22 protein-coding genes and 1 pseudogene are annotated in these 23581 nt (G+C 71.9%); 15 read left to right on the forward strand and 8 right to left on the reverse strand.

The window, feature by feature from the left end; all coding sequences use genetic code 11:
• Positions 1-89 precede the first annotated feature (89 nt).
• From O7620_RS27500 to O7620_RS27515, 4 genes are all read left to right on the forward strand, one after another.
• Positions 90-299 carry a DUF397 domain-containing protein gene (locus O7620_RS27500; protein ID WP_151489224.1) on the forward strand — a complete coding sequence of 70 codons (210 nt, stop codon included), beginning with the start codon at positions 90-92 and terminating at the stop codon, positions 297-299.
• A 135-nt stretch (positions 300-434) separates the two neighbouring features.
• A complete protein-coding gene (locus O7620_RS27505; protein WP_278126013.1) occupies positions 435-920 on the forward strand; it encodes an SRPBCC family protein in 486 nt (161 codons plus the stop codon).
• Positions 921-1011: 91 nt separating this feature from the next.
• Positions 1012-2268 (forward strand): PQQ-binding-like beta-propeller repeat protein, encoded by a 1257-nt coding sequence (locus O7620_RS27510; protein ID WP_278126014.1) that lies wholly within the window; start codon positions 1012-1014, stop codon positions 2266-2268.
• Positions 2269-2357: 89 nt separating this feature from the next.
• Positions 2358-2729, forward strand: a complete 372-nt coding sequence (locus tag O7620_RS27515; RefSeq protein ID WP_278126015.1) for an LPXTG cell wall anchor domain-containing protein — start codon at positions 2358-2360, stop codon at positions 2727-2729.
• 64 nt (positions 2730-2793) lie between these two features.
• Here the strand turns inward: O7620_RS27515 and O7620_RS27520 are convergent, their stop codons facing one another.
• The 6 genes from O7620_RS27520 to hppD form a co-directional block, all read right to left on the reverse strand.
• Positions 2794-3642, reverse strand: coding sequence for a hypothetical protein (locus O7620_RS27520; protein WP_278126016.1), 849 nt, complete (start codon positions 3640-3642; stop codon positions 2794-2796).
• Positions 3643-3802: 160 nt separating this feature from the next.
• Positions 3803-4357 carry a hypothetical protein gene (locus O7620_RS27525; RefSeq protein ID WP_278126017.1) on the reverse strand — a complete coding sequence of 185 codons (555 nt, stop codon included), beginning with the start codon at positions 4355-4357 and terminating at the stop codon, positions 3803-3805.
• 134 nt (positions 4358-4491) lie between these two features.
• Complete coding sequence (gene hisC / locus O7620_RS27530) at positions 4492-5595, reverse strand: histidinol-phosphate transaminase (protein ID WP_278126018.1); 1104 nt, start codon at positions 5593-5595, stop codon at positions 4492-4494.
• On the reverse strand, positions 5592-6566 hold the full coding sequence (locus tag O7620_RS27535; protein WP_278126019.1) for an RDD family protein: 975 nt from the start codon (positions 6564-6566) through the stop codon (positions 5592-5594). Before O7620_RS27535 ends, hisC begins: the two co-directional genes overlap by 4 nt.
• The gene (locus O7620_RS27540) at positions 6563-7255 is read right to left on the reverse strand and encodes an RDD family protein (protein WP_225854290.1); all 693 of its coding nucleotides are present in this window, start codon (positions 7253-7255) and stop codon (positions 6563-6565) included. Before O7620_RS27540 ends, O7620_RS27535 begins: the two co-directional genes overlap by 4 nt.
• An 11-nt stretch (positions 7256-7266) precedes the next feature.
• Entirely contained in the window at positions 7267-8472 is a 1206-nt protein-coding gene (gene hppD, locus O7620_RS27545) for a 4-hydroxyphenylpyruvate dioxygenase (protein WP_151489231.1), read from the reverse strand.
• A 130-nt stretch (positions 8473-8602) separates the two neighbouring features.
• Between hppD and O7620_RS27550 the strand changes: the two genes are divergently transcribed.
• From O7620_RS27550 to O7620_RS27570, 5 genes are all read left to right on the forward strand, one after another.
• Positions 8603-9097: an Lrp/AsnC family transcriptional regulator gene (locus tag O7620_RS27550; RefSeq protein WP_151489232.1), complete on the forward strand. Its 495-nt coding sequence runs from the start codon at positions 8603-8605 to the stop codon at positions 9095-9097.
• Positions 9098-9175: 78 nt separating this feature from the next.
• Positions 9176-10612: a PQQ-binding-like beta-propeller repeat protein gene (locus tag O7620_RS27555; RefSeq protein ID WP_278126022.1), complete on the forward strand. Its 1437-nt coding sequence runs from the start codon at positions 9176-9178 to the stop codon at positions 10610-10612.
• A gap of 70 nt (positions 10613-10682) precedes the next feature.
• A complete protein-coding gene (locus O7620_RS27560) occupies positions 10683-12350 on the forward strand; it encodes a fumarate hydratase (RefSeq protein ID WP_151489234.1) in 1668 nt (555 codons plus the stop codon).
• Positions 12351-12609: 259 nt separating this feature from the next.
• Complete coding sequence (locus tag O7620_RS27565) at positions 12610-15588, forward strand: AfsR/SARP family transcriptional regulator (protein ID WP_278126023.1); 2979 nt, start codon at positions 12610-12612, stop codon at positions 15586-15588.
• A 35-nt stretch (positions 15589-15623) separates the two neighbouring features.
• Positions 15624-17033 carry a class II fumarate hydratase gene (locus O7620_RS27570; RefSeq protein ID WP_278126024.1) on the forward strand — a complete coding sequence of 470 codons (1410 nt, stop codon included), beginning with the start codon at positions 15624-15626 and terminating at the stop codon, positions 17031-17033.
• Here the strand turns inward: O7620_RS27570 and O7620_RS27575 are convergent.
• On the reverse strand, positions 17010-17216 hold the full coding sequence (locus tag O7620_RS27575; protein ID WP_278126025.1) for a hypothetical protein: 207 nt from the start codon (positions 17214-17216) through the stop codon (positions 17010-17012). The genes O7620_RS27570 and O7620_RS27575 overlap by 24 nt on opposite strands.
• A 483-nt stretch (positions 17217-17699) precedes the next feature.
• Between O7620_RS27575 and O7620_RS27580 the strand changes: the two genes are divergently transcribed.
• The 3 genes from O7620_RS27580 to O7620_RS27590 are packed head-to-tail and all read left to right on the forward strand — an operon-like array spanning position 17700 to position 19321.
• Complete coding sequence (locus O7620_RS27580; protein WP_278126027.1) at positions 17700-18512, forward strand: helix-turn-helix transcriptional regulator; 813 nt, start codon at positions 17700-17702, stop codon at positions 18510-18512.
• Positions 18503-18685 carry a DUF397 domain-containing protein gene (locus O7620_RS27585; RefSeq protein WP_151493165.1) on the forward strand — a complete coding sequence of 61 codons (183 nt, stop codon included), beginning with the start codon at positions 18503-18505 and terminating at the stop codon, positions 18683-18685. Before O7620_RS27580 ends, O7620_RS27585 begins: the two co-directional genes overlap by 10 nt.
• 51 nt (positions 18686-18736) lie before the next feature.
• Positions 18737-19321 carry a GNAT family N-acetyltransferase gene (locus O7620_RS27590; RefSeq protein WP_278126028.1) on the forward strand — a complete coding sequence of 195 codons (585 nt, stop codon included), beginning with the start codon at positions 18737-18739 and terminating at the stop codon, positions 19319-19321.
• Here the strand turns inward: O7620_RS27590 and O7620_RS27595 are convergent.
• Complete coding sequence (locus tag O7620_RS27595; protein WP_278126029.1) at positions 19288-19833, reverse strand: CGNR zinc finger domain-containing protein; 546 nt, start codon at positions 19831-19833, stop codon at positions 19288-19290. The genes O7620_RS27590 and O7620_RS27595 overlap by 34 nt on opposite strands.
• An 86-nt stretch (positions 19834-19919) precedes the next feature.
• Between O7620_RS27595 and O7620_RS27600 the strand changes: the two genes are divergently transcribed.
• The 3 genes and pseudogenes from O7620_RS27600 to O7620_RS27610 all read left to right on the forward strand — a co-directional run bounded on the left by O7620_RS27600 (position 19920) and on the right by O7620_RS27610 (position 23454).
• Positions 19920-20870, forward strand: a complete 951-nt coding sequence (locus O7620_RS27600) for a DMT family transporter (RefSeq protein ID WP_278126031.1) — start codon at positions 19920-19922, stop codon at positions 20868-20870.
• A gap of 12 nt (positions 20871-20882) precedes the next feature.
• Positions 20883-21554 (forward strand): annotated as a pseudogene (locus O7620_RS27605) (HAD family hydrolase); the annotation flags it as partial.
• A gap of 211 nt (positions 21555-21765) precedes the next feature.
• Complete coding sequence (locus O7620_RS27610) at positions 21766-23454, forward strand: S8 family serine peptidase (RefSeq protein ID WP_278126032.1); 1689 nt, start codon at positions 21766-21768, stop codon at positions 23452-23454.
• The last annotated feature ends 127 nt before the right edge of the window (positions 23455-23581 follow it).

Below are 23581 nucleotides of genomic sequence, written 5' to 3' on the forward strand. Positions count from 1 at the left end.
CGCGGATTCCGTCGCCCCACCGGCGGTACGCGCCGGGCCCTCGCCCGGGTGTCAGCGGTGGGGCAACCCATCGCACACGGAGGTAGACGATGCACGATCTCGCGCGCGCGGTCTGGCGTACCAGTAGCCGCTCCAACGATCAAGGGCTCTGCGTGGAAGTGGCGGACAACCTGGTCGACGTCCTCGGTCTGGTCGCGGTCCGCGACTCCAAGGATCAGGCCGGCCCCACACTGGCCGTCAGCCCGCCGGGATGGACAGCGTTCATCGGAGCGATTCAGGCCGGTCGCTTCGAACGCTGAGCGGCACCCGCACCGGTCAACCGGTGCGATGTGGCCGCCGAAAAGGACAGCGGGGCCTCCGGGTGGTGGAAATTCCGTCCCGGGGGCCCCGTCCGGCGCTCACGCCGCGTACCGTCGACGACACGGGAGGGTGGCATGTCGACGGTGGCGGTTACCGGGTTCATCGAGGCACACGCCGTCGATGTCTGGCGTCTGCTGACCGACCTGCCCGGCCGTGCCGCCCGGATGACCACCGCCGGCCCCACCGAGTTGCTCACACCCGGTCCGTTCGGGCCGGGCACCGCGTGGCGCGAGGAACGCGCCCAGCCGGGCGGCGGCACCCTGATCGAGGAGTTCCTGGTGGTGGAGGCCCTCGCCCCCCATCGGCTGGTGCTCTGCTCGTCCGGCGCCAACGTGGACTACCGGATCACCTGGAGTCTGCGGCCGGTCCGGCGTCGCCGCCGGGGGTGCACGGCGGTCACCGTCACCCAGGAGGCGGTGCCGACCGGTCCGTACCCTCGGGTGGTCGCGTTGCTGCTCGGTGGGCTCGCCGCCCGGGCGGTCGAGGTGGCCCTCCGGCGTGATCTCGCCGACCTGACCGTCGCGGCGGCCACCGCCGTCGGTTCCGTCGACGCCGCCTGACACCCTCGCCGCCGCCCCGGACCGCGGGTCACGTGACCTCAGCCGGGGTGCGGCCGCTTGCGCTGGGTAGGGTGCCGGGCGGAGGTGCGGCATGGGGTTCCCGAAGGGCCGGCGACGGCTCGTGATGGCGGTCGCGGCGGTGCTCGCCGTCGCGGTCGTCGCGCTCGTCGTCCACCGGGTGCTCGCGCCGGCCGAGGTGAGCACGGTGGCCCGGGGTGAGTACCCGGCCGCGGCCCAGCCGGCCGCCGGTGTGATCGGCCGGCTCCCCGCCGCACCGTTGATCGTTGATGCCCGGCTGCGGGTGTACGCGGCGCACCGTCAGGTCTACGCCGACCGGCCCGTCACCGGGCGGTACCGGACCAGCCCGTTCTGGTCGTACCGGCGCTGGCCGGCGGAGCTGATCGGGGTGGTGGCCAGCGGTCGTACCGTGGTCAGCCGCTGGTCCGACGGTCAGGTGGTCGCGCTCGACGCGTCGACCGGTCGGGTGCGGTGGCGGGCCGGAGGGCCGGCGCCGGCCGAGGGTGGCGCGGTGCCGCGACGCACCGGTGCGGCCACCGTCTGGGATCCGCGCGGGCTCTACCTCACCGACCTCGCGGACGGCCGGGCGGTGCTGGTGGTCACCGGGGAGTCCCAGGCGCGCGGGGTGGAGCTGGCCGGCGGCCGGGAGCTGTGGCGGGTCGACCTGCCCGGCCCGTGCCGCAGCGACGTCGGCACCACCGTGTCGGGGCAGTTGATCGGCCTGGACACCTGCGCCGGGCCCGCCACGGTCGAGTTCCGGGACGCGGCCACGGGTGCGGTGCGCGAGCGCTGGCGACCGCCGGGCGGCCCCGATCAGCTGGTGGTGACCCCGCTCGGCTGCCGCGCCGGCCGGTCGGACTGCCCGGGGCTGCGGACCTCCGGGCCGGGCGACGCGGATGGCCGGGGTTGGCTGCTGGGCACCGGCGAGCCGATCCCCGCGTCGGCGCTCGATCCGACCGGTGCGACCCTGGCCGGCGAGCAGGCCGTCGCGGTGCGCGACGGGGTGGCGGTGGGCCGGTCGGCGCGTACGGGTGCCGAGCTGTGGCGTTTCGGCGGCCTGGGCCCGGCGCGGGTGCTCGCCGTGCAGGCTGGCCGGGTACATCTGCTGACCGAGGCGAACGAGCTGGTGACGCTCGACCCGGTGACCGGCGCGCAGCTGTCCCGCTTCACGCTCAACGTCGGCTCGGACGGTACGGGCTGGGCGCCGGGTGCGGTGGCCGCCACGGACGGCTATGTCGCGGTGGAACGACTCCGCGAGCCGGTCGACCCGGACGGAGACGACCAGCGGTACTACCTGACCGCCGAGGCGCTCATCCTGGCCGCCACCTGATCGGGGCACTGAGCCGACAAACTTTCACCGCTTCTGACCGGAAAGGTACGTTTCTCACGGTTCAGGTTGGCGATGGAAGGGGTCGGCACATGGGTCGGATGGCAGCCAGGTGGCTCGCCGGCGGTGTCCTCGTCGCGGCCGCGAGCCTCACGCCGGCGGTGACGCCGGCGTTCGCCCCGCACGCCGTGGCGAGTGTGGTCACCGCCGTCCGGGCCGAGCCGTCGGCGGACACCGGCGTCACCTTCGAGGTCGTACCGGCCCGGCCCACACAGGACCCGACGCAGCCCCCGCCCGCCCCGACGCAGCCCCCGCCCACGCCGACGCAGCCCGCACCCACCAGTTCCGGCGGTGAGCTGCCGGTGACCGGGTCGGGATCGTCGGCGGCCGGTGCGCTGGCGTTGCTGGGGCTGGCCCTGGTGTTCCTCGGCTGGGCGGTGGCCCGTCGCCGACGAGCGGCGTGAACCGGCCGGCGGGCGGCGTGGCCCGTCGCCGGCGGGCGGCGTGAAGCGGCCGGCGACCGACGGCTCACCGCGCAGCCGAGAGCCGTTTGCGGTGCCGGCGGGCCAGCCAGATCAGGCCGGCGACGACCAGCAGACCCGCGGCGGTCATCGCCAGGTTCCAGCCGGCAGCCATCCGGGACAGGAGCGTCCCGGGCTTGCCGACCTTGCCCGGGGCGGGGAACTCGATCTGCCGGGTCGCGTCCTTCTTCACCAGGCCGCTCTCCAGGTTGACCTGGATCGTCCACGGCCCGTTCGCCAGCTCGTTCGGAAACCGGACGGTGACCTGGCCGGACGCGCCCGGTGCCAAGGTGGTGCCCTGCACGACGTCGAACGGGCCGGCCCGGCTGCCAGCCGGTCCCTCGGAGAGGCTCACCTTGCCGGTGAGGTCCAGGGCCCGCCCCCCGGTGTTGGAGACCTCGATGGCGACCGATGGCTCGCCCTGCGGGCTCCGTGCCGGCAGCATCTCGCCGATGGTGAAGTCGGAGGCGGGTTCACCACCGGGGCCGATGTCCAGATAGATCCGGATGCCGACCCGGTGGATCTGGGTGACGCTGCCGCTGGGCCGCGGTGCGGAGACCGCCGAAGCCCAGATCACCCCGTACCGTTCACCGGCGGAGGCCTTCTCCGGCACCGTGATGGTCGCCCTGATCCGAGCCTCCTCCGACGGTTCGAGCTCGACCACCTCGTGGTCGAGCGTGATCCACGAGGTCAGCTCGTTGCTCGCGTGTCCCTCGCCGAAGGCGAACTTCTCCTTCTCCAGGCTCGCCGCCGCCGGATAGACGTCGATCTTCTGCCGCTCGTCGGTCCGGTTGACGATCAGCACCTGTCTATTGATGGTGGTGCCCGGCGGCAGGTGGTCGACGATGTAGCGCAACGCCCGGGGGTCGTCGCGGCGATTGCTCGGCGCCTCCAGGAGCCGGATCCCGAGGCGGTCGTCGGCGTCCGGCTCGGCCGCGCCGGCCCGGGTCGACAGACCCGGACCGGCGAGGCAGAACAGGGCGAGCGCGACCGCGATGGTCGACCGCCCCCGGCGGTCACGCCACCGAATGTGTCACCGTGCCGGTGTAGACGCCCGCGATGCTGTCCAGCGGGACGTTGACCACCAGGGTGGGGTTCCAGGCGGCGGTGTTGCCGCCGGTGCCGCCAGCGTGAGTGAACGCGGTGAGCGGCGTGACACTGTCCAGCGGGTCCGCGTCGCCGGCGGTGGCCTGACCCGGGGTGAAAGTGCCGTCGCCCGTCGTCGCGGTTGCCGGACCGGACCAGTAGTCGATCTCGGTGGGCAGCACCGTCTCGGGCGGGGAGCCACCGCCGGTCTGGAACACCGTCGCTGTCACCGAGGCGACCCAGGAGGCGTCGGCGGAGCCTCGGGAGTCGGTGACGGTCACCGTGCCGAGTTGCCCGGTGATGGTGCCACCGGGCGCGCCGGTGCCGAGGTCAGCGGTGGCCGGCGCGACGATGTCGAGGGTGCCGGCGAGCACCTCGAACGTGGTGGCCGTGTCGTCGGTGGGCGCGGCGGCGGCTGGCGCGGCGAGGAAGCCCACCATCGCGGCGGCCGCCGCTCCGGCGAGGCAGATCTTGGCAGTACGCACTGTTCGTTACCCCGTTTTCTCGAAGTGAGCCGGCGCGGGTCCGCGCTGCACCGGCTACTTCGGAAGATAGGGCAAATAAAGCTCAAAACAAGACAAACCAGACTTATGTCACCGTTTGGTCATACTGTGGTCGCTCAGATCAGCGCCGCCTCCGCAGCGGCCAGGAACGCGTCGTTCTCGGCCGGTGTGCCGATGGTGACCCGGACGCCGTCCCCGGCGAACGGCCGCACGATCACCCCGCGCGCCTCGCACGCCTTGCCGAACGCCACCGCCCGGTCGCCCAGCGGCATCCAGACGAAGTTGGCCTGGCTGGTCGGCACGTCGGGCACGAACTTGCGCAGCGCCTCGGTGACCCGGTCCCGTTCGGCCACGACCAGCGCGCAGCGACGCTCCATCTCGGCGGCCTGGGCCAACGCCGCGAGCGCGCCGGCCTGAGCCGCCGAGCTCGTGGAGAACGGCGTCACCACCTTGCGGATCGCCGCCGCCACCACCGGCTGCGCGACGAGCCAGCCGATCCGCAGCCCGGCCAGACCCCACGCCTTGGACAGGGTGCGCAGCACCGCCACGTTCGGCCGGTCCAGGTAGTCGAGCCCGTCCGGCACCTCCGGATCGGTGACGAACTCCCGGTACGCCTCGTCGATGACCACCAGCACGTCGTCCGGAACCGCGTCGAGGAAGCGGTCCAGCTCGGCACGGCGTACCGCGGTGCCGGTGGGGTTGTTCGGGTTGCAGACCAGGATCATCCGGGTCCGGTCGGTCACCGCGGCGGCCAACGCCGCCAGGTCGTGACCGTGCCCGGCGTCGTTGGGCACCCGCACGCTCGTCGCACCGCTGGTCGCCGCGATGATCGGGTACGCCTCGAAGGACCGCCACGAGTGGAGCAGCTCGTCGCCGGGCAGGCAGGTGGCCCGGACCAGGTGCTCGGCGAGCGCCACCGACCCGCAGCCGGTGGCGATCCGCTCGGCGCCCACCCCGTAGCGCTCGGCCAGCGCGTCGCGCAGCGCGACCACGCCCATGTCCGGGTACCGGTGCGAGGCGGTGACCGCCTCGGCGACCGCCTCGACCACGCCGGGCAGCGGGCCGTACGGGACCTCGTTGCTGGCCAGCTTGATCGCCTCGGCCAGGCCCAGCTCCCGGGCCAGGTCGGCGGGGCTACGCCCCGGCACGTAGCTGGGCAGCGCGTCCAGGTCGGCGCGGGTCAGCCGCAGGGCCGGCTGGTGACGTCCGGAGTCGGTCATGGGGTGTCTCCCGAAGGTTGGTCGCGGTCGTTCGTGGGGGTGGGATCGGTGCTGACAGGAACTTCGACGACGACCGTCTGTACGCGCTTGTCGTGCAGCGCCTGACGCAGCGGGTGGTCGAAGAGTGGGGAGAGGGCGTCGACCAGTTGCAGCACCAGGCCGAGGCCGGCGCAGTACCAGAGCAGGGTGGGCAGACCCATCGTGGTCCACCGCCCGAACGCCCGGGCGAAGCCCAGCGGCTGGTCGGCGGCGAGCGGCACGGCGCGGATCCGCATCACCCGCTTGCCGAAGGTTTGCCCGCGGGCCGCCAACCCGGGCACCTCGTACGCCGCCCAGAGCGCCGTGGCGATCAGGAGGATGACCACCTGGAGCAGTCCGGCCTGCTCGCCGATCTGCGGCAGGTTCTCGGTGGAGGTGTCGCCCGCGAACGCCCGCCGGAACACCTCCCGCCAGTACGGCAGCATGTCCTCGATCAGCCGCCAGACGAACCAGCCGTTGACCAGGGCGTTCAGTGCGAAAACGACGGTGAAGTCGATCAGCCGGGCGACGAAGCGGCGGCCGTACCCGGCCAGCCTCAGGCCGTGCGGGCGTGGCTCGGACGGCCGTCCGGGCCAGCCCGGCGGTACGCCCTGCGGTGCCCACCCGGGGGGAGCGCCCTGCGGCGGCCAACCCGGTGGGCCGGCCTGCGGTGTCCAACCCGGGCCGCCCTGGCCCGGCTGCGGGCCGTGCCCCGGCTGTGGGCGGTACCCCGGGGGAGGGCCGGATCCGGGGTGGGGTGCCCAGCCCGGTGCGGCGGTCGTCGCGGCGGGGACCGCCGGGGTGACCGGGACGGGCGGCGGCTCGGCCGGTGGTGGCCCGTCCGGTGGGGTGGCGTCGACGGGGATGGGCGCACCGAGCCAGCCCTCGCCGTCCCAGTACCGCCGGGTCTCAGGATCGGCGGGGTCGACGTACCAGCCGGCTTCAACGCTCACGCAGACACCTTAACGACGACCGTCCCGGCGAACTTGTCGTGGAGGCACTGCTGCCAGGGCTTGTCCCACAGCTGCCACAGCCCGTCGGCGTAGCTCAGGCCCGGCACCAGTGAGCACGCCAGGTACTGCACCAGCCACCGCCGGCCGGCCATCCGCCGGTCGAGCGTGCCGGTCGGGTCGAGCGGCACCACTCGCAGCTTCATGAGCTTCTTGCCGAGCGTCTGGCCGCCGCGCTTGAGGTACTCCACGTGGTAGAGCCAGTAGAGCCCGAGCAGCACCACGAGCAGCCCGAGTTGGAACAGCAGCATCGGCAGGAAGAACTGGGTGAAGAAGGTGGCCGGGTCGGGCTCCACGAGGGTGCCGTCCGGGTTGGTCCGGGTCATCTCGCTGAACATCCGCCACCAGAGGACCAGGAAGACCGGCATGAACAGCACCAGCGAGACGATGCTCGCCAGTGCCGTGTCGATGAGCCAGGCCAGCAGCCGGTCGCCGAAGCTGGCCAGCGGCTGCCCGCCCGGGCTCAGCGCCGGCGGCGGGGTCACCGGCCAGGGCGGCGGCGGGTATCCGGGTGGGGCGTACTGCGGCGGCACGGCGTACCCCTGGGGGTGTGGTCCGGGCGGCGCGAAGCCGCCGGCGGCGGGCGGGAGCCCACCGGCCGGCGGCATCGGGTACGACGGAGGCTGCGTCACGCTCGCAAGTGTTACAGGTTGCCGCGCGCTTCCTGCTCCCGCTCGATGGCCTGGAAGAGCGCCTTGAAGTTGCCCTTGCCGAAGCCGAGCGAGCCATGCCGCTCGATCAGCTCGAAGAAGACGGTCGGGCGGTCCTGCACCGGCTTGGTGAAGATCTGCAGCAGGTAGCCGTCCTCGTCGCGGTCGACCAGGATCTTGCGGGCCTTCAGCTCCTCGATCGGCACCCGCACGTTGCCGATCCGCTCGCGCAGCTCCGGGTCGTCGTAGTACGAGTCCGGGGTGTCCAGGAACTCGACCCCGGCGGCCCGCATCGCGTCGACGCTGGCCAGGATGTCGTTGGTGGCGACCGCGATGTGCTGGGCGCCCGGGCCCTGGTAGAACTCCAGGTACTCGTCGATCTGCGACTTCTTGCGGGCGATCGCCGGCTCGTTGAGCGGGAACTTCACCTTGCGGGTGCCGTTCGCCACGACCTTGCTCATCAGGGCCGAGTAATCGGTGGCGATGTCGTCGCCGATGAACTCCGCCATGTTGGAGAAGCCCATCACCCGCTTGTAGAACTCGACCCACTCGTCCATCCGACCCAACTCCACGTTGCCGACCACGTGGTCGACGGCCTGGAAGAAGCGCTTCGGCTGGATGCCGGCGTCGATCATCGGCTGGCGGTCCACGATCGGGCCGCGGGCCACGAAGCCGGGCAGGAACGGGCCGGTGTAGCGGGACCGGTCGACCAGCGTGTGCCGGGTGTCGCCGTACGCGGCGATGGCGGCCATCCGGACGGTGCCGTGCTCGTCGCTCACCTCGTGCGGCTCGACGACGCTGGCGGCGCCCTGCGCGATGGCGTGCGCGTACGCGGCGTCGACGTCCGGCACCTCCAGCGCGATGTCGCTGACCCCGTCGCTGTGCTTCGCCACGTGCTCGCTGCCGTGGGCGTCGGGGCGTACCGCACCGGTCAGGACGAACCGGGCCGAGCCGCTGGTCAGCACGTACTGGGCGTGGTCGCGGTAGCCCTGCTCGGGGCCGCGGTACGCCACGCAGGTCATGCCGAACGCGGTGGAGTAGTAGTGCGCGGCCTGCTTGGCGTTGCCGACCAGGAAGTGCACGTGGTCGAGGCCCTTGACCGGGAACGGGTCGTGGCTGATGTCGTGGTTGACAGCGCCGACGAGCTGGTCGACGTCGACGTCCTCGGTCGACTGGGGTCGGTCGATCGCCTGGGTCATGGTGGCCTCCCTCGCGTACCGGCCGGCCTCGTGGGCCGGTTCTTGACCGAAGGATCGTCGTGCCGGCATCGAGTGGGCAACCGTCGGTGTAAATGCTGGTCAGGTTGCGCATTCAGTATGGTCTGAACCCATGAAGGGTGAGCAGGCTGTACAGCTCGACGCGCTCGACGTTCGCTTGATCGAACTACTCGCCGAGGAGCCACGGATCGGCGTGCTGGAGTGCTCCCGGCGGCTCGGCGTGGCCCGGGGCACCGTGCAGGCCCGCCTCGACAAGCTGGTCGACCGGGGGGTCATCGGTGGCTTCGGCCCGGAGATCTCGCCGGCCGCGATCGGCTTCGGGGTGACCAGCTTCGTCACCCTGGAGATCAGCCAACGGCACGGCCACGACCCGGTCACCGCCCACCTCGCGGCGATCCCCGAGGTGCTGGAGGCGCACACCATCACCGGCTCCAGTGACCTGCTCTGCCGGATCGTGGCCCGCTCCAACACCGACCTGCAGCGGGTCATCGACCAGATCGTCTCCTCCGCCGGCATCACCCGGGCGTCGACGATCATCGCGTTGGCCGAGCAGATCCCCTACCGCACGCTTCCCCTGGTGCGTAGTGCCGTGCGAGCGTCCTCGTAACACCTCCGGGCCCAGAAAGCGCGGCGACACGGCGGCGCGGGCGTACGAAAGATCCGTGATCGTGGCTACGGTGTGCGGGTGGCGAAGGGGAGCGTGCGCGTCGGCCTGCTGGCCGGCCTCGCCGTGGTCGTGGCCCTCGCCGCCACCGGCGTCTGGAATCCCTTCCCCGGTCTGTGGGACTGGGTCGACCGCAGCGAACCCATCTCCGAGCCGGACGTGGTCTGGCAGCAGCGGATCGGCGGCACCCCGCGCAGCGTGACCATCGCCGGTGACACGGTGGTGGTGGAGCAGCGCACCCGGGTCGAGGCCCGCAGCCTGGCCACCGGCACCCAGCTGTGGGAGCGCAAGGCGGACTGGTCGGCGGTCGCCGGCGGTGACCGCGACCCGGTCGTCGCCGTGGGCAAGCTGCTGGTCAAGGGGTACGAGCTGCTCGACCCGACCACCGGTGCGACCCGGCGGCGCGACGACGACGCGGTGGCCGTGTGGACGTACCGCAACCTGCTGCTGGACGCCCGTTGCACGGACGCCACCGACTGCACCCTGAGCGCCTGGGACCCACGCGGCACCACCCCACTGTGGACGGCGTTCCTGCCCGGGGTGCACAGTGGCCTGCTCGCCGACAACCCGGGCCTGCGCGGCACCCGCCGGCTCACCGCCACCCGGATCGACGACGGGGTGGCCGGTCCGGAACCGGTGCCGCCGCTGCTCGGCTTCCCGGTCGACGGGCGGGTGCACGTGGTCGACACCGCGACCGGCCGGGTCGTGCAGAACGTCGAGCCCGGGCAGGACGAGCGGCTCTCGGTGGTGGGCGGCCGGATGCTGCGGATCGCCGCCCGCTCCCAGGACGGCAGCTGCTACTTCGCCATCTCCGCCCGCGACCCGGCGACCGGGCAGGAGGCCTGGCAGCGGGCCGGAGTCAACCTGCGTACCGCCGACAACGCCGGCTGCGCGCAGCGCGAGGACCCGCAGGGCGCGCGGAACGTCCTGATCGGCGTCGGCGCGGACGGCCGCGAGGCGGTGATCGACGGGTACGACGGACGGCTGCTCTGGGTCGGCGAGCCCAGCACGAAGCTGATCGCCGTCGACGACCGTTACGCCGTGTTCCGGGCCGCCGACAAGCGTTCGGTGGTGTCCCGCGAGCTGGGCGCCGACCGAACGGCGTGGACCCGCCCGGCCAGCGGCAAGGCCGGCGCGGCGCTCACCCCGTACGCGGCGGTGATCGCCGACGAGAAGCCGTCCCGGTTGACTGCGCTGGACCCGCGCACCGGTCGGGAGCTGTCCGTCGTGCGGACCTCCGCGAACGCCCTCGCGGTCGGGCCACAGGGCATGATCATCGGCGAGGGGCGGGAGATCGGCTACATCCGCTTCGGCGCGACCGCCGGCACCCCCGGCCGACCGCCCGGCAACGGCGGCGTCCCCGGCCCGGGCGGCACCGGCCCCGCCGGACCGGACGGCGACACCTGCGGGCCCAAACGGGAACTCTGCCCCGAGACGGGCGGCGGCAAGGACGGCTGATGAGAGCGGCGTCCCAGACCCAGCCCGGCGGGTGGGAATGATCGACCGGTCTGCCCTAGGCTTGCCGCTCATGAGCAGTGCCGCCGCATTCTCGTACGCCCCCCTCCTGCCGACCGGCCCCGACCAGACCGACTATCGCCTGGTCACCGACGAGGGCGTGGACGTCGTACACGGCCCGGGAGGCCGCCGGTTCCTCACCGTGGAGCCGGCCGCGCTCACCGCGCTGACCGCCGAGGCGATGCACGACATCGCGCACTTCCTGCGCCCGGCGCACCTGGCCCAGCTCCGGTCGATCATCGACGACCCGGCCGCCTCGCCGAACGACCGGTTCGTCGCACTGGACCTGCTGCGCAACGCCAACATCGCCGCCGGCGGGGTGCTCCCGATGTGCCAGGACACCGGCACGGCGATCGTCATGGGCAAGCGCGGCCGGCACGTGCTGACCGACGGGGCCGACGCCGAGGCCATCTCGCGGGGCGTCTACCAGGCGTACACCCGGCTGAACCTGCGCTACTCGCAGCTCGCGCCGCTGACCATGTGGGACGAGCGGAACACCGGCAGCAACCTGCCCGCCCAGGTCGACCTGTACGCCGAGGACCCGGACGGGCACCCCGACGCGTACAAGTTCCTGTTCATGGCCAAGGGTGGTGGCTCGGCCAACAAGTCGTACCTCTACCAGGAGACCAAGGCTCTGCTCAACCCGACGCGGATGATGCAGTTCCTGGAGGAGAAGCTGCGGCTGATCGGCACCGCCGCCTGCCCGCCGTACCACCTGGCCATCGTCATCGGCGGCACCTCCGCCGAGTACGCGCTGAAGACCGCGAAGTACGCCAGCGCCAAGTATCTCGACGCCCTGCCCACCGCCGGCTCGATGAGCGCGCACGGCTTCCGTGACCTGGAGCTGGAGGCGGAGGTGCTGGAGTTGACCCGCAACTTCGGCATCGGCGCGCAGTTCGGTGGCCGGTACTTCTGCCACGACGTGCGGGTCGTCCGGCTGCCCCGGCACGGCGCATCCTGCCCGGTGGCGATCGCCGTCTCCTGCTCCGCCGACCGTCAGGCCGTCGCCAAGATCACCCCCTCGGGCGTGTGGCTGGAGCGCCTGGAAACCGACCCGGCGCGGTTCCTGCCCGACGTCACCGACGACTCCCTCGACGCCGAGCTGGTCGTCCGGGTCGACCTCAACCGGCCGATGGACGAGATCCGCGCCGAACTGTCCAAGTACCCGGTGAAGACCCGGCTGTCCCTGTCCGGCCCACTGGTCGTCGCCCGGGACATCGCGCACGCCAAGATCGCCGAACGGCTCGACGCCGGCGAGCCCATGCCGCAGTACCTGCGCGATCACGCCGTCTACTACGCCGGCCCGGCGAAGACCCCCGAGGGGTACGCTTCCGGCTCCTTCGGCCCGACCACCGCCGGCCGGATGGACGCCTACGTGGAGAAGTTCCAGGCCGCCGGCGGCTCACAGGTGATGCTGGCCAAGGGCAACCGGTCCGGTCAGGTGACCCGCTCCTGCCAGCAGCACGGCGGTTTCTACCTCGGCTCGATCGGCGGCCCCGCCGCCCGCCTCGCCCAGGACTGCATCAAGCACGTCGAGGTGCTCGAATACCCGGAGCTGGGCATGGAGGCGGTCTGGAAGATCGAGGTGGAGGACTTCCCCGCCTTCATCGTGGTCGACGACAAGGGCAACGACTTCTTCGCCGAGGTCACCAAGCCGGTGCTCACCGTCGGCCGCCGCTGACTCAGGACGTACGCGAAGGGGCGTCGGGCGAATCCGCCCGACGCCCCTTCTGTCGCCTGTGCTCCACCGACATCGGTGCGCCCGCCCCGCTGGGGTGGAGCGGGCGCACCGCCCCCGTCGGATGCCGTCACCGACAACCCGGAGCGAGTGTGCTGCGCACCGCTGTCGATCCGCTCTCAGATCACTATCGCCTGACTGCGTCGATCTGTGATCGCCGGACTACTCTGCTGGAAGTTGCACCACTGAAGCGGGGGAGTAGATGCGGTTCGGGATCCTGGGGCCTCTGCGGGTCGGCGGTGGCGAGTCCACTGTCACCGCGGGTCGCGACCGGACCGTGCTCGCCATGCTGCTGCTGCGGGCCGGTCGGCTGGTGCCGGTCGAGGAGCTGGTCGACGCGGTGTGGGAGGAACACCCGCCGGCCACCGCGCGGGCGCAGTTGCAGACCTGCGTGTCGCGGTTGCGCCGACGGTTCACCGAACTGGGACTGGCACCGGAAACCATCATCACCGACCCGGTCGGGTACGGCGTCCGTACCGCCCCGAGCGACCTGGACGCCGAGGTCTTCGCCCGCACGCTGGAGGCGGCCCGTACCGCCGTCGCGGCCGGCGGGCTGGCCGAAGCGGGTGAACGGTTCCGCGCGGCCCTGGCGCTGTGGCGCGGGCCGGCGCTCGGCGGCATCCCCAGCCGCAGTGTCCGCCGTCGCGCCCAGATGCTCGACGAGCAGCGCCTCACCGCCTTGGAGGAGTGCGTCGACGTCGAGCTGCGCCTCGGGCGGGCCGCCGAACTGATCGAGGAACTCACCGACGGCGTCGACCAGCACCCGCTGCGGGAGCGGCTGCGCGGCCAGCTGATGCTCGCCCTCTCCTCGGTCGGCCGGCAGGCCGACGCGCTCTCCGTCTACCGGGAGGGGCGGCGGTTCTACGCCGATGAGCTGGGCATCGAACCGGGCGTCGAGTTGCAGGAACTGCATCAGCGCGTACTCGCCGGCGACCTGGCCCTGGCCGGCCGGGAGTCCCAGGCGGTCGCGCCGGTCCGATCGTTGCCCCGGGCGATCGGCGACTTCACCGGTCGACAGGAGACGATGGCCCGTCTGGTCAAGGAGGTACGGAACGGCGCGCGGATCCAGCTCATCGACGGCATGGCCGGCAGCGGCAAGACCACCCTCGCGGTGCACGTCGCCACCGCCCTCGCCAACCATTACCCCGACGCCCAGCTCTACATCGACCTGCACGGGCACAGTGAGCGCACCCCGTTGACGCCGGCGGCGGCGGTGGCCACGCTGCTGCGGCAACTCGGCGTGCCCGACGAGCGGGTGCCGGCGAACCCGGACGACCGGCTGGCGCTCTGGCGGACCGAGCTGGCCGGCCGGCGGGCCCTGGTGGTGCTGGACAACGCGGCCACCGCCGACCAGGTGACACCGCTGCTGCCCAACGGCTCCCAATGCCTGATCCTGGTCACCAGCCGCCGTCGGCTGGTCGGGGTGGACGAGGGGCGCCCGTCGTCGCTGCCCGTGCTCGACACCGACGAGGCGGTCGAGCTGCTCGGGCGGGTGGCCGGCGTGGATCGGGTGGCGGCCGAGCCGGAGGCGGCCGCCGAGGTGGTCCGCCGCTGCGGGCACCTGCCTCTCGCCATCCGGCTGGCCGGTGCCCGGCTGGCGCACCGGCCACGTTGGCGCATCGCCGACCTGGCCGAGCGGCTGATCTCCCGCCGCGATCCGTTGGCCGAGTTCGAAGCGGGTGAGCGGTCCGTCGGCCGCGCCTTCGCCCTGTCGTACGCGCAGGTGTCGCCGGCCGCGCAGCGCGCGTTCCGGCTGCTGGGCCTACACCCGGGGGTGCGGTTCGACAACGCGGTCGCCGCCGCCCTCACAGAGCTGACGGGTTCCGGGGCGCAGGACCTGCTGGACGAGTTGGTCGACGCGCACCTGGTCGAGGAGGCGGAGCCGGGCCGCTACCGGCTGCACGATCTGGTCCGGGAGTATGCGCGGACGCTCGTCGCCGAGCCGGAGCGGGCAGCCGAGCGCCGGGATGCCATCGAGCGTCTGCTCGACCATCACCTGCACGTCGCCACGGCGATCGCCCGCCGGAGGGAGTTGTCCTCGCTCCACTCGTTGATCGTGGTGGCCGAGCCGCTCCGCCCTGACCTGGTCGCGCTCGTCGCCGAGCAGGGACGAGCCTGGCTCGACGAGAACCTGGCCGCGTGGACCGCGCTGGTCCGGTTGGCGGAGACCGAGGGTTTCCTCCACTACTGCTGGCAGTTGGCGAGAGCCTGCTGGTACGCCCAGTTCGAGAGCGGTCGCCTGGACGAGTTGATCGAGACACACACCGTCGGCCTGCGCGCGGCCGAGGAGTTGGGCGACGACCGGGCGGTGGCGACGATGCTCAACTATCTCGCCTCGGCTCATTACCGGCTGGGCGACTTTCCCGAGTCGATCCGGGTGATGGAGAGGTCGCTCGAGATCTTCCGTCGGCTCGGTCTGCGCCGCGAGTTCCGCAACACGCTCGGCAACCTGGGCACCTCGTACGCCGCCAACTTCCAGTTTCACCAGGCCCGGGAGTGCTACGACGCCGCCCGTGCGTTGGCGACGCGGATGCGCGACAAGGAGGCGCTGGCGAACGAACTCAACAACCTGTCAATGACCCTGCTGCTGTGGGGACGGCACGACGAGGCGCTGCGTACCGCCCGACGACACCTGGGGATCGCTCGCGAACTCGGTGAACCGCGCCGGATCGGCAATGCCCTAGGGCACCTCGGGATGATCCGACATCGGATGGGTGACCTCGTGCCGGCCGGCCGGTTGCTGCGGGTGGCGCTGCGCGTCAAGCGACAGGTGGGCGCCCGTTTCGGTGAGGGTGAGATCCTGAACGAGATCGGAACGATGGAACGGGAGGCCGGGCACCAGGAGCGGGCCGCCGACCTGCACCGTGCGGCGCTCGTCGCGATGACCGAGGTCGGCGACCGCATCGCCCAGTGCACCTCGCGCAATCTGCTGGCCCGGGCGATCCTTGACCAGGGGGACGTGACCAGCGCGTTGGACCTTCATCGTCGGGTATTGGCCGACGCCGTCAATCTGGGTGCCCGCCAGGAGCAGGGCCGCGCGCTGGTGGGCGTCGCCCGCTGCCTGCGCCCGACCGACCCGGCGGCGGCGCGGGCCCATCTGAGCCGTGCGCTGTTCCTGTTCCGGCAGATCGAGGCGCCGGACCAGCACGAGGCGGAACGCCTGCTGGCCGAGTTGGGCTGACGGATCATCTGCGAGTCGGCCACGGGCGCGGCAGGATGGTACGCGTGACGACTCCAGAGGCGACCGGTTACCGCATCGAACGCGACTCGATGGGTGAGGTGGAGGTGCCCGCCGAGGCGCTGTGGCGGGCACAGACCCAGCGTGCGGTGCAGAACTTCCCGATTTCCGGCCGGGGCATCGAACCGGCCCAGATCAAGGCGCTCGCGCAGATCAAGGGCGCGGCGGCCGAGGTCAACGGCGAGTTGGGCGTGATCGGCGCGAACGTGGCCGCCGCCATCGCCGCCGCCGCCGCGCACGTGGCCGACGGCGGGTACGACGACCAGTTCCCGGTGGACGTGTTCCAGACCGGCTCCGGCACCTCGTCGAACATGAACACCAACGAGGTGATCGCCACCCTGGCGAGCCGTGAGCTGGGCGCGCCGGTGCACCCGAACGACCACGTCAACGCGTCGCAGTCGAGCAACGACGTGTTTCCGTCGTCGATCCACCTGGCCGCCACCCAGTTCATCGTGGAAGACCTGCTGCCGTCGCTGAACCACCTGGCCGCGGCGTTGGAGGCCAAGGCGGCGGAGTTCGAGACGGTGGTGAAGGCCGGGCGTACCCACCTCATGGACGCCACCCCGGTCACGCTGGGTCAGGAGTTCGGCGGGTACGCGGCCCAGGTCCGCTACGGCGTGGAGCGGCTGGAGGGCTCGCTGCCCCGGCTGGCGGAACTGCCGCTGGGCGGCACGGCCGTGGGCACCGGGATCAACACACCGCTCGGGTTCGCCGCCGCCGTCATCGGCAAGCTGCGCGAGTCGACCGGGCTGCCGCTGTCCGAGGCGCGCAACCACTTCGAGGCGCAGGGCGCCCGGGACGCGCTGGTGGAGACGTCCGGGCAGCTCCGGACCATCGCCGTGGGCCTCTACAAGGTCGCGAACGACATCCGCTGGATGGGCTCCGGCCCCCGCGCGGGTCTGCGTGAGCTGCGCATCCCCGACCTCCAGCCCGGATCGTCGATCATGCCGGGCAAGGTCAACCCGGTGGTCGCCGAGGCGATGCGGCAGGTCTGCGCACAGGTGATCGGCAACGACGCGACGGTCGGGTTCGCCGGCTCGCAGGGCGACTTCGAGCTGAACGTGATGCTCCCGGTGATGGGCCGCAACCTGCTGGAGTCGATCCGGCTGCTGTCCGCGGTGAGCCGGCTGTTCGCCGACCGCCTGGTGGTCGGCCTGGTCGCGGACGCCGAGGTCTGCCTGGCGTACGCCGAAGGGTCGCCGTCGATCGTCACCCCGCTCAACCGCTACCTCGGGTACGACGAGGCCGCCTCGATCGCCAAGGAGGCGCTGGCCAAGCAAGCCTCCATCCGCGAGGTGGTGATCTCCCGAGGTCACGTCGACTCCGGCAAGCTCACCGAGACCCAGCTCGACGAGACCCTGGACCTACTCCGGATGACCCACCCCTGAGGCGGGGTCGCCGCGCGGCGCCGCCCAGCCGAGGAAGCGGGCGTACAGGGCGGCGGGGTCCGGGCCGTCGTGCGGGTTGAGCCGGTACAGGTCGGCGGCCGCGTCGTGCAGCACCGTGCACAGGTAGATGCTCAACGCGATCCGGTCGTGGGCGTTTGGAGTTGATGCGGTTGGCGTTATCACTCCCCCCTGCTCGCCCCAGCGTCCGCGCCCCGCCCCGCCCCGCCCCGCCCCGCCCCGCCAAGATCGTGCTCGATCCTGGATGTAGTGGCCCCCGCGCCTGCGATGACCCCCGCCGAGCCCTGACCCACGTCGATCATGGAGTTGTGGTGGGCGCCTTGGCCACGGAAGAGCGGAATGTCTCCCACCACAACTCCATGATCGACCCGGGCGGGGGCGGGGGCGGGGGGCGGGGGCGGGGGGCGGGGGCGGGGTGTTTCGGGTGAGCTGTCTGGGGGTTGGACCGCCCGGCACGGGGGATCGGGCGGTCCCTGCGACGCATGCGGACCCGGGGGACGGGGAGCGGTGCCGCACTTCACAGTCTGGTGATCAGGCGACTACGGTCGGAAGGGTTTGGCCGCGTCGTCGTAGCCGCTCTGTTTCGGGTGGTGGCGGCTCTGGCGGCCGGCTGGAGTTGATCGTCGGCGGGGTGGAGGGTGGCGCGGCATGGCCGATGGGCAGATGACGGCGGCGGCGTTCCTGGTCGCGGAGCTGCGGCGGGCGCGGGCTCGGCGGGGCTGGAGTCAGGACGAGCTGGCCCGGGCGGTCAACTACTCGGCGTCGATGGTCAGCGCCGTCGAGCTGGGCCAACAACCGCCCACCGCCAAATACCTGGAACTCGTCGACCGCGCCCTCGACACCGGCGGCCTCTTCGGCCGCATGTCAACAGAGCTGGTCAGCCTTGACCGGGCGCAACCCTGGCTACGCGGCTGGCAGGCGATCTTCGAGCATGCGCGCACGCTCCGGTGGTATGAGCCGCGCTACGTGCCGGGGCTCTTCCAGACGGAGGCCTACGCGCGTGCGGTCTTCGAGGCTGGCGGCCTGCTCGCTCCGGATGAGGTCGACCGGCGACTGACCGCCCGGATGGATCGCCAGGAAGTGCTGCACAGCGACCGTGCGCCGCAGATCGTGGCGGTGTTGGATGAGGCCGTTCTGCGGCGACGGGTGGGCGAGCGGAAGGTGATGCGCGACCAGACGCTGCACCTGGCCGGCATCGCCACCGGCCACCCCCGGGTCCGGCTGCACGTGGTGCCGAGATCCGCGGAGGAGTATCCGGGGCTCGGTGGGCAGTTCGCGCTTGCCGTCCTGCCCGACGGCACGGAGGTGGCCTACCTGGACTGTCAGGTCCGTGGCCAAAAGCTGGACCAGCCCGCGGATCTGGCGCGGTTGCAGCGAGTCTGGGAGGTTACCCTGGGCGAAGCCCTGCCCCCGCAGGCGTCCATCGAGTTGATGCACGAGGTGGCCGAATCGTGGAGTTGACCGACGCTCGATGGCGAAAGAGCAGCCGCAGCAACCAGGACGCCAACTGCGTCGAGGTGGCTACGAACCTTGGGGGCGTGGTCGGGGTGCGAGACAGCAAGGACTCGGACGGGCCTGTGCTCGTGGTCGACGCGTACTCCTGGCGGCTCTTCGTGGCGGCGCTCCCGCGCTGACGCGACCGCACCGCGCGCGACGGCGCGCGGATCCTGAGGGATGATCCTCTCATGGGTGTGGATGGCCTCGACCTGCCTTCGACCGAGCGGTTGCGGTTGCGGCGGTTGACGGTGGCCGACGTGGACGCGCTGGTCGAGTTGGACAGCGATCCCGAGGTGATGCGTTTCCTCACCGGCGGTGTCGCGACGCCGCCAGCCATGGTCCGGGACGAGCAGTTGCCGAGACTGCTCGCCCAGTACGAGCGGCATCCCGGGCTGGGCCGTTGGGCGGCGCTCGACCGGGGGACCGGCGACTTCCTGGGCTGGTTCGCGCTCGACCCGTCGGCGGACGGCACGGAGGCCGAACTGGGCTACCGGCTGCGCCGTTCGGCGTGGGGGCGTGGCCTGGCCACCGAGGGGTCGCGGGCGCTGGTCCGGTACGCCTTCGAGACGGTCGGGGTGCGGCGGGTGTGGGCCGAGACGATGGCGGTCAACGAGCGGTCCCGGCGGGTGATGGTGAAGGCGGGGCTGCGCTACGTGCGCACCTTCCACCTCCAGTTCGACGACCCGATTCCGGGCACCGAGCACGGCGAGGTGGAGTACGAGTTGCGGGCCGACGCCTATCAGGAACGGCCGGCGGCCCGGCGCGCCCGGTAGGCGGTCACGGCGGCGCGGTTGCCGCAACCGGCCTCGCAGAAGCGCCGCGAGCGGTTGCGGGACAGGTCGATGACCACGTTGTCGCAGTCCGGGTACTCGCAGATCCGCAGCCGGCTCAGCTCTCCGGCCCGGACCAGGTCGGCCATGGCCATCGCCGCCTCCACCGCGATACGGGTCGCCAGGGGGGCGTCGCGGGGGACGGCGTGCAGGTGGTACGGCAGGTCGTCGTGCTCGATGAGCTGCGGCAACGCCTGGTGCTCCAGCAGTAGGCCGTTGACCACGGCGACGATCTCGGGCGGGTCGGCGTACCAGATGCGGCGCAGCCGGGGCCGCAGCTCACGGACGGCGCGCAACTCGGCGTCGGTGTGCTCGTGCCGACCGCTGTAGGCGTGCCGCAGGTAGAACGCGTCCAGTGCGGCGATGTCGGGCAGCAGTTCGCCGTGGCGGCCCGCCGTGTTGACGAGCGCGGCGGCGGCGATCAGCGAACACTCGGTGTCATGAGTGAAAAGCATCTTGACTCCTGTCACAGACTCCGCCTAGCGTCATGAGCACAAGGATAGTTTGCTCATGACACCCATGCCGTTCCGAGGAGCGCGAGATGCACACACGACCCGCCGCAGGCGTTGCGCTGGCGCTGCTGTCCGCGGTCACCTTCGCCACGTCGGGCACCTTCGCGCGGTCGCTCATCGAGGCCGGCTGGTCGGCCGAGTCCGCCGTCATCGCCCGGGTCGGCATCGCCGCCCTGGTGCTGGCGCTCCCCGCCCTGCTGTCGCTGCGCGGCAGGTGGCACGTGCTGCGCAGCAATGGCACGGCCATCGGGCTCTTCGGGTTGCTCGGGGTCGCGCTGGCACAGGTCTGCTTCTTCAACGCCGTGCGCTACCTGCCGGTCGGCGTCGCGCTGCTCCTGGAATACCTCGGCATCATCCTGGTCGTCGGGTGGATGTGGCTGCGACACGGGCAGCGTCCCCGCCGGCTCACCGTGTTCGGCGCGGTTGCCGCCCTGGCCGGGCTGGTGTTCGTGCTCGACCTCGCCGGCACCGCCGACTTCGACCCGGTCGGTGTGCTCTGGGGGCTCGGTGCCGCGTTCGGCCTGGCCGGCTACTTCGTGCTCGCCGGTCGCGTCGACCCCCGGCTGCCCTCGGTCGCCCTGGCCAGCGGCGGGATGGCCGTCGGCGCCGCCGTGCTGCTCCTGATCGGGCTGACCGGTCTGCTGCCGCTGCACGCCACCTTCGGTGCGGTCACCTTCGCCGGGCAGCGCACCAGCTGGCTGCTGCCGATCGCCGGGCTCTCCCTGGTGGCGGCCGTCGTCGCGTACCTCTCCGGGGTCGCCGGCACCCGGATCCTCGGCCCCCGGCTGTCGTCGTTCCTGGGGCTGACCGAGGTGCTGTTCGCGGTGCTGATCGCCTGGCTGTTCCTGAACGAACTGCCCACCGGCTGGCAACTGTTCGGTGGCGCGCTGATCGTCGCCGGGGTCGCGCTGGTGCGCCTCGACGAACTGCGCGGCGCACCGGTGCCGGCCACGCCCGAGCCCGCGCTCGCGGCCCGGTGAGACAGTGATGCCGTGCTGACCCACGTGGTGTTCGACGCCGACGAGACTCTGCTGGATCTACGCCCGGCGGTGACCGGCGGGCTGGTAGCCGTTCTCGACGAGATGCGGCGGCGCACACCCGCCGCGGCCGGGGTGTCGCTCGCCGAACTGGAGTCGGACTGGGGCGCGGTCTTCGGCGAGCTGAGCGCCGCCCCGGTGATGGAAATCCGCCGTGCCGCCCTCGCCCGGTCGCTGGCCCGAGCCGGCCTCGACGACCACCTGGACGAGATCGCCGCCCTCTTCTTCGCCCGGCGCTTCGCCCTCACCCGGCCCTTCCCGGACGCCGTACCGGCGCTGGCCACCCTGCGCACCCGGTACGCGCTGGGCTTCGCCACCAACGGCAACAGCCGCGCCGAACGCTGCGGGCTCGCCGGAGAGTTCGCCTTCGAGGTGTACGCACACGAGAACGGCCTGCCCAAGAAGCCCGCCCCGGAGTTCTACGCCGCGGTGGTCGCGGCGGCCGGCGTCCCCGCCGGGCAGATCGTGTACGTCGGTGACTCGTGGGAGCACGACGTGGTGGCACCCCGGCGGGCCGGCTTGCGGTCGGTGTGGTTGAACCGAAACGGCCAGTCGCGCCCGGCCGGGCTCACGCCCGACGCCGAGGTGTCCACCCTGGCCGACCTGCCAGCGGTCCTGTCGGACATGCCGGTGGTCCTGTCGGACGTGCCGGTGGTCCTGCCGAACGTGCCGGTAGTCCTGCCGAACGTGCCGGGCGGGTCGTCCGACCTGGTGGAAGCCGGCATCGAGCTGGGTGGATCGAGGAGAGATTCACCGCCATAACGGACGTTCACCTGGCGTAAACCCGCCGGGTGTTGTCTGATGGCTGCCACGTCCCTCAACGAGAGGATTCGATGTGGTGAGCAAGCGTTTCACCGCCGGTGCCGTCGCAACCGTGGCAGTGCTGGCACTTACGGCAGCGGGCCTGGGTGTACCTGCCAGCGCCGCGCCGAGCATCTCCCGCACCTTCACCGTCGTCGCCGAGGACGGCGTCGCCGCCGACACGGCGGTCGCCGCGATCCGGGCAGCCGGTGGCACGGTGGTGTCCCGGTCCGACGAGGTCGGCATGTTCCAGGTGACCGCCGACCGGGCCGACTTCGCAGCCAGGGTTTCCGCCGCCCCCACCCTGATCGCCGCTGCCGAGCAGAAGGCGATCGGCCGCAAGCCCAAGCTGGACCGCGTCGAGCAGGAGCACCTGACGGCGGCATCGGTCGCCGCGGGTACGGCCGCCCGGCGCGGTGCCACGATGGACCCACTCGACGAGAAGCTGTGGGGTCTGGACATGATCCGGGCCGACAAGGCCCGCAAGATCGAGCCGGGTGACCGTCGGGTGACCGTCGGCGTCCTGGACACCGGCGTCGACGCCAGTAACCCGGACATCGCGCCGAACTTCAACTGGGCGCTGTCGCGCAACTTCGCGCCGGACCGGACCGACATCGACGGCGAGACGTGCGAGGTGCCGAGCTGCCTCGACCCGGTCGGCACCGACGACGGAGGGCACGGCACGCACGTGGCCGGCACCATCGGCGCAGCCGCCAACGGCTTCGGCCTCTCCGGTGTCGCCCCGAACGTCTCGCTCGTCGAGCTGAAGGGTGGCCAGGACTCGGGCTACTTCTTCCTCGACCCGGTGGTCAACGCCCTGATCCACGCCGGCCGGTCCGGGATCGACGTGGTCAACATGTCGTTCTACGTCGACCCGTGGCTCTACAACTGCACCGCCAACCCGGCCGACTCCCCCGAGGCCCAGGCCGAGCAGCGGGCCATCATCAAGGCGATGAAGCGGGCGCTGGAATTCGCCCACAACAAGGGCGTCACGCTGGTCGGCGCGCTCGGCAACAACAACGAGGACCTGGGCGCACCCCGCACCGACGTGACGAGCCCGGACTACGGCGCCAACCCGTACCCCCGCCCGATCGACAACGAGAGCTGCTGGGACCTGCCCACCGAGGGCCCGCACGTGATCGGCGTGTCGTCGGTCGGCCCGTCCGGCAAGAAGTCGGACTTCTCCAACTACGGCACCGAGCAGATTTCGGTCGCCGCACCGGGCGGATGGTTCCGCGACGGCTTTGGCACCGACACGTTCCGGACCGACGCCAACATGATCCTGTCGTCCTACCCGAAGCACGTGCTCCAGGAGGAAGGCTCGGTCGACGAGGACGGCAACATCGTGGCCGGCTTCGAAGAGTCGGTCTTCAAACAGTGCAAGGCCAACGGTGAGTGCGGCTACTACACCTACCTCCAGGGCACGTCGATGGCGTCCCCGCACGCCGCCGGCGTCGCCGCGCTGATCGTCAGCCGGTACGGCAAGACGCAGGGCCGGGCTGGCTTCGGGATGTCCCCGGACCTGGTCGAGCAGCACCTGTACCGCACGGCCGCCGAGCACGCCTGCCCGGAGCCGCGCCTGCAGCAGTACCGCAACGAGGGTCGTGACGAGACCTACGACGCGTACTGCGCCGGTGGGGTCAACTTCAACGGCTTCTACGGCTACGGGATCGTCGACGCGTACGCGGCGGTGAAGACCCCGCTCAAGTCGAACGCCCGCCCGTAACAAGGCACCGCCTCGGGGCCCGGTCGACCACGGTCGGCTGGGCCCCGACCGCGTCCCGCCCCTTGATCGACTCGGATTCCTTGACGATGGGGTGTCAGGTTCCGTCGGACAGCGCGGTTTCCAGGAA

It is taken from the genome of Micromonospora sp. WMMD710 (assembly GCF_029626045.1).
In the GTDB taxonomy this organism is placed as follows: domain Bacteria; phylum Actinomycetota; class Actinomycetes; order Mycobacteriales; family Micromonosporaceae; genus Micromonospora.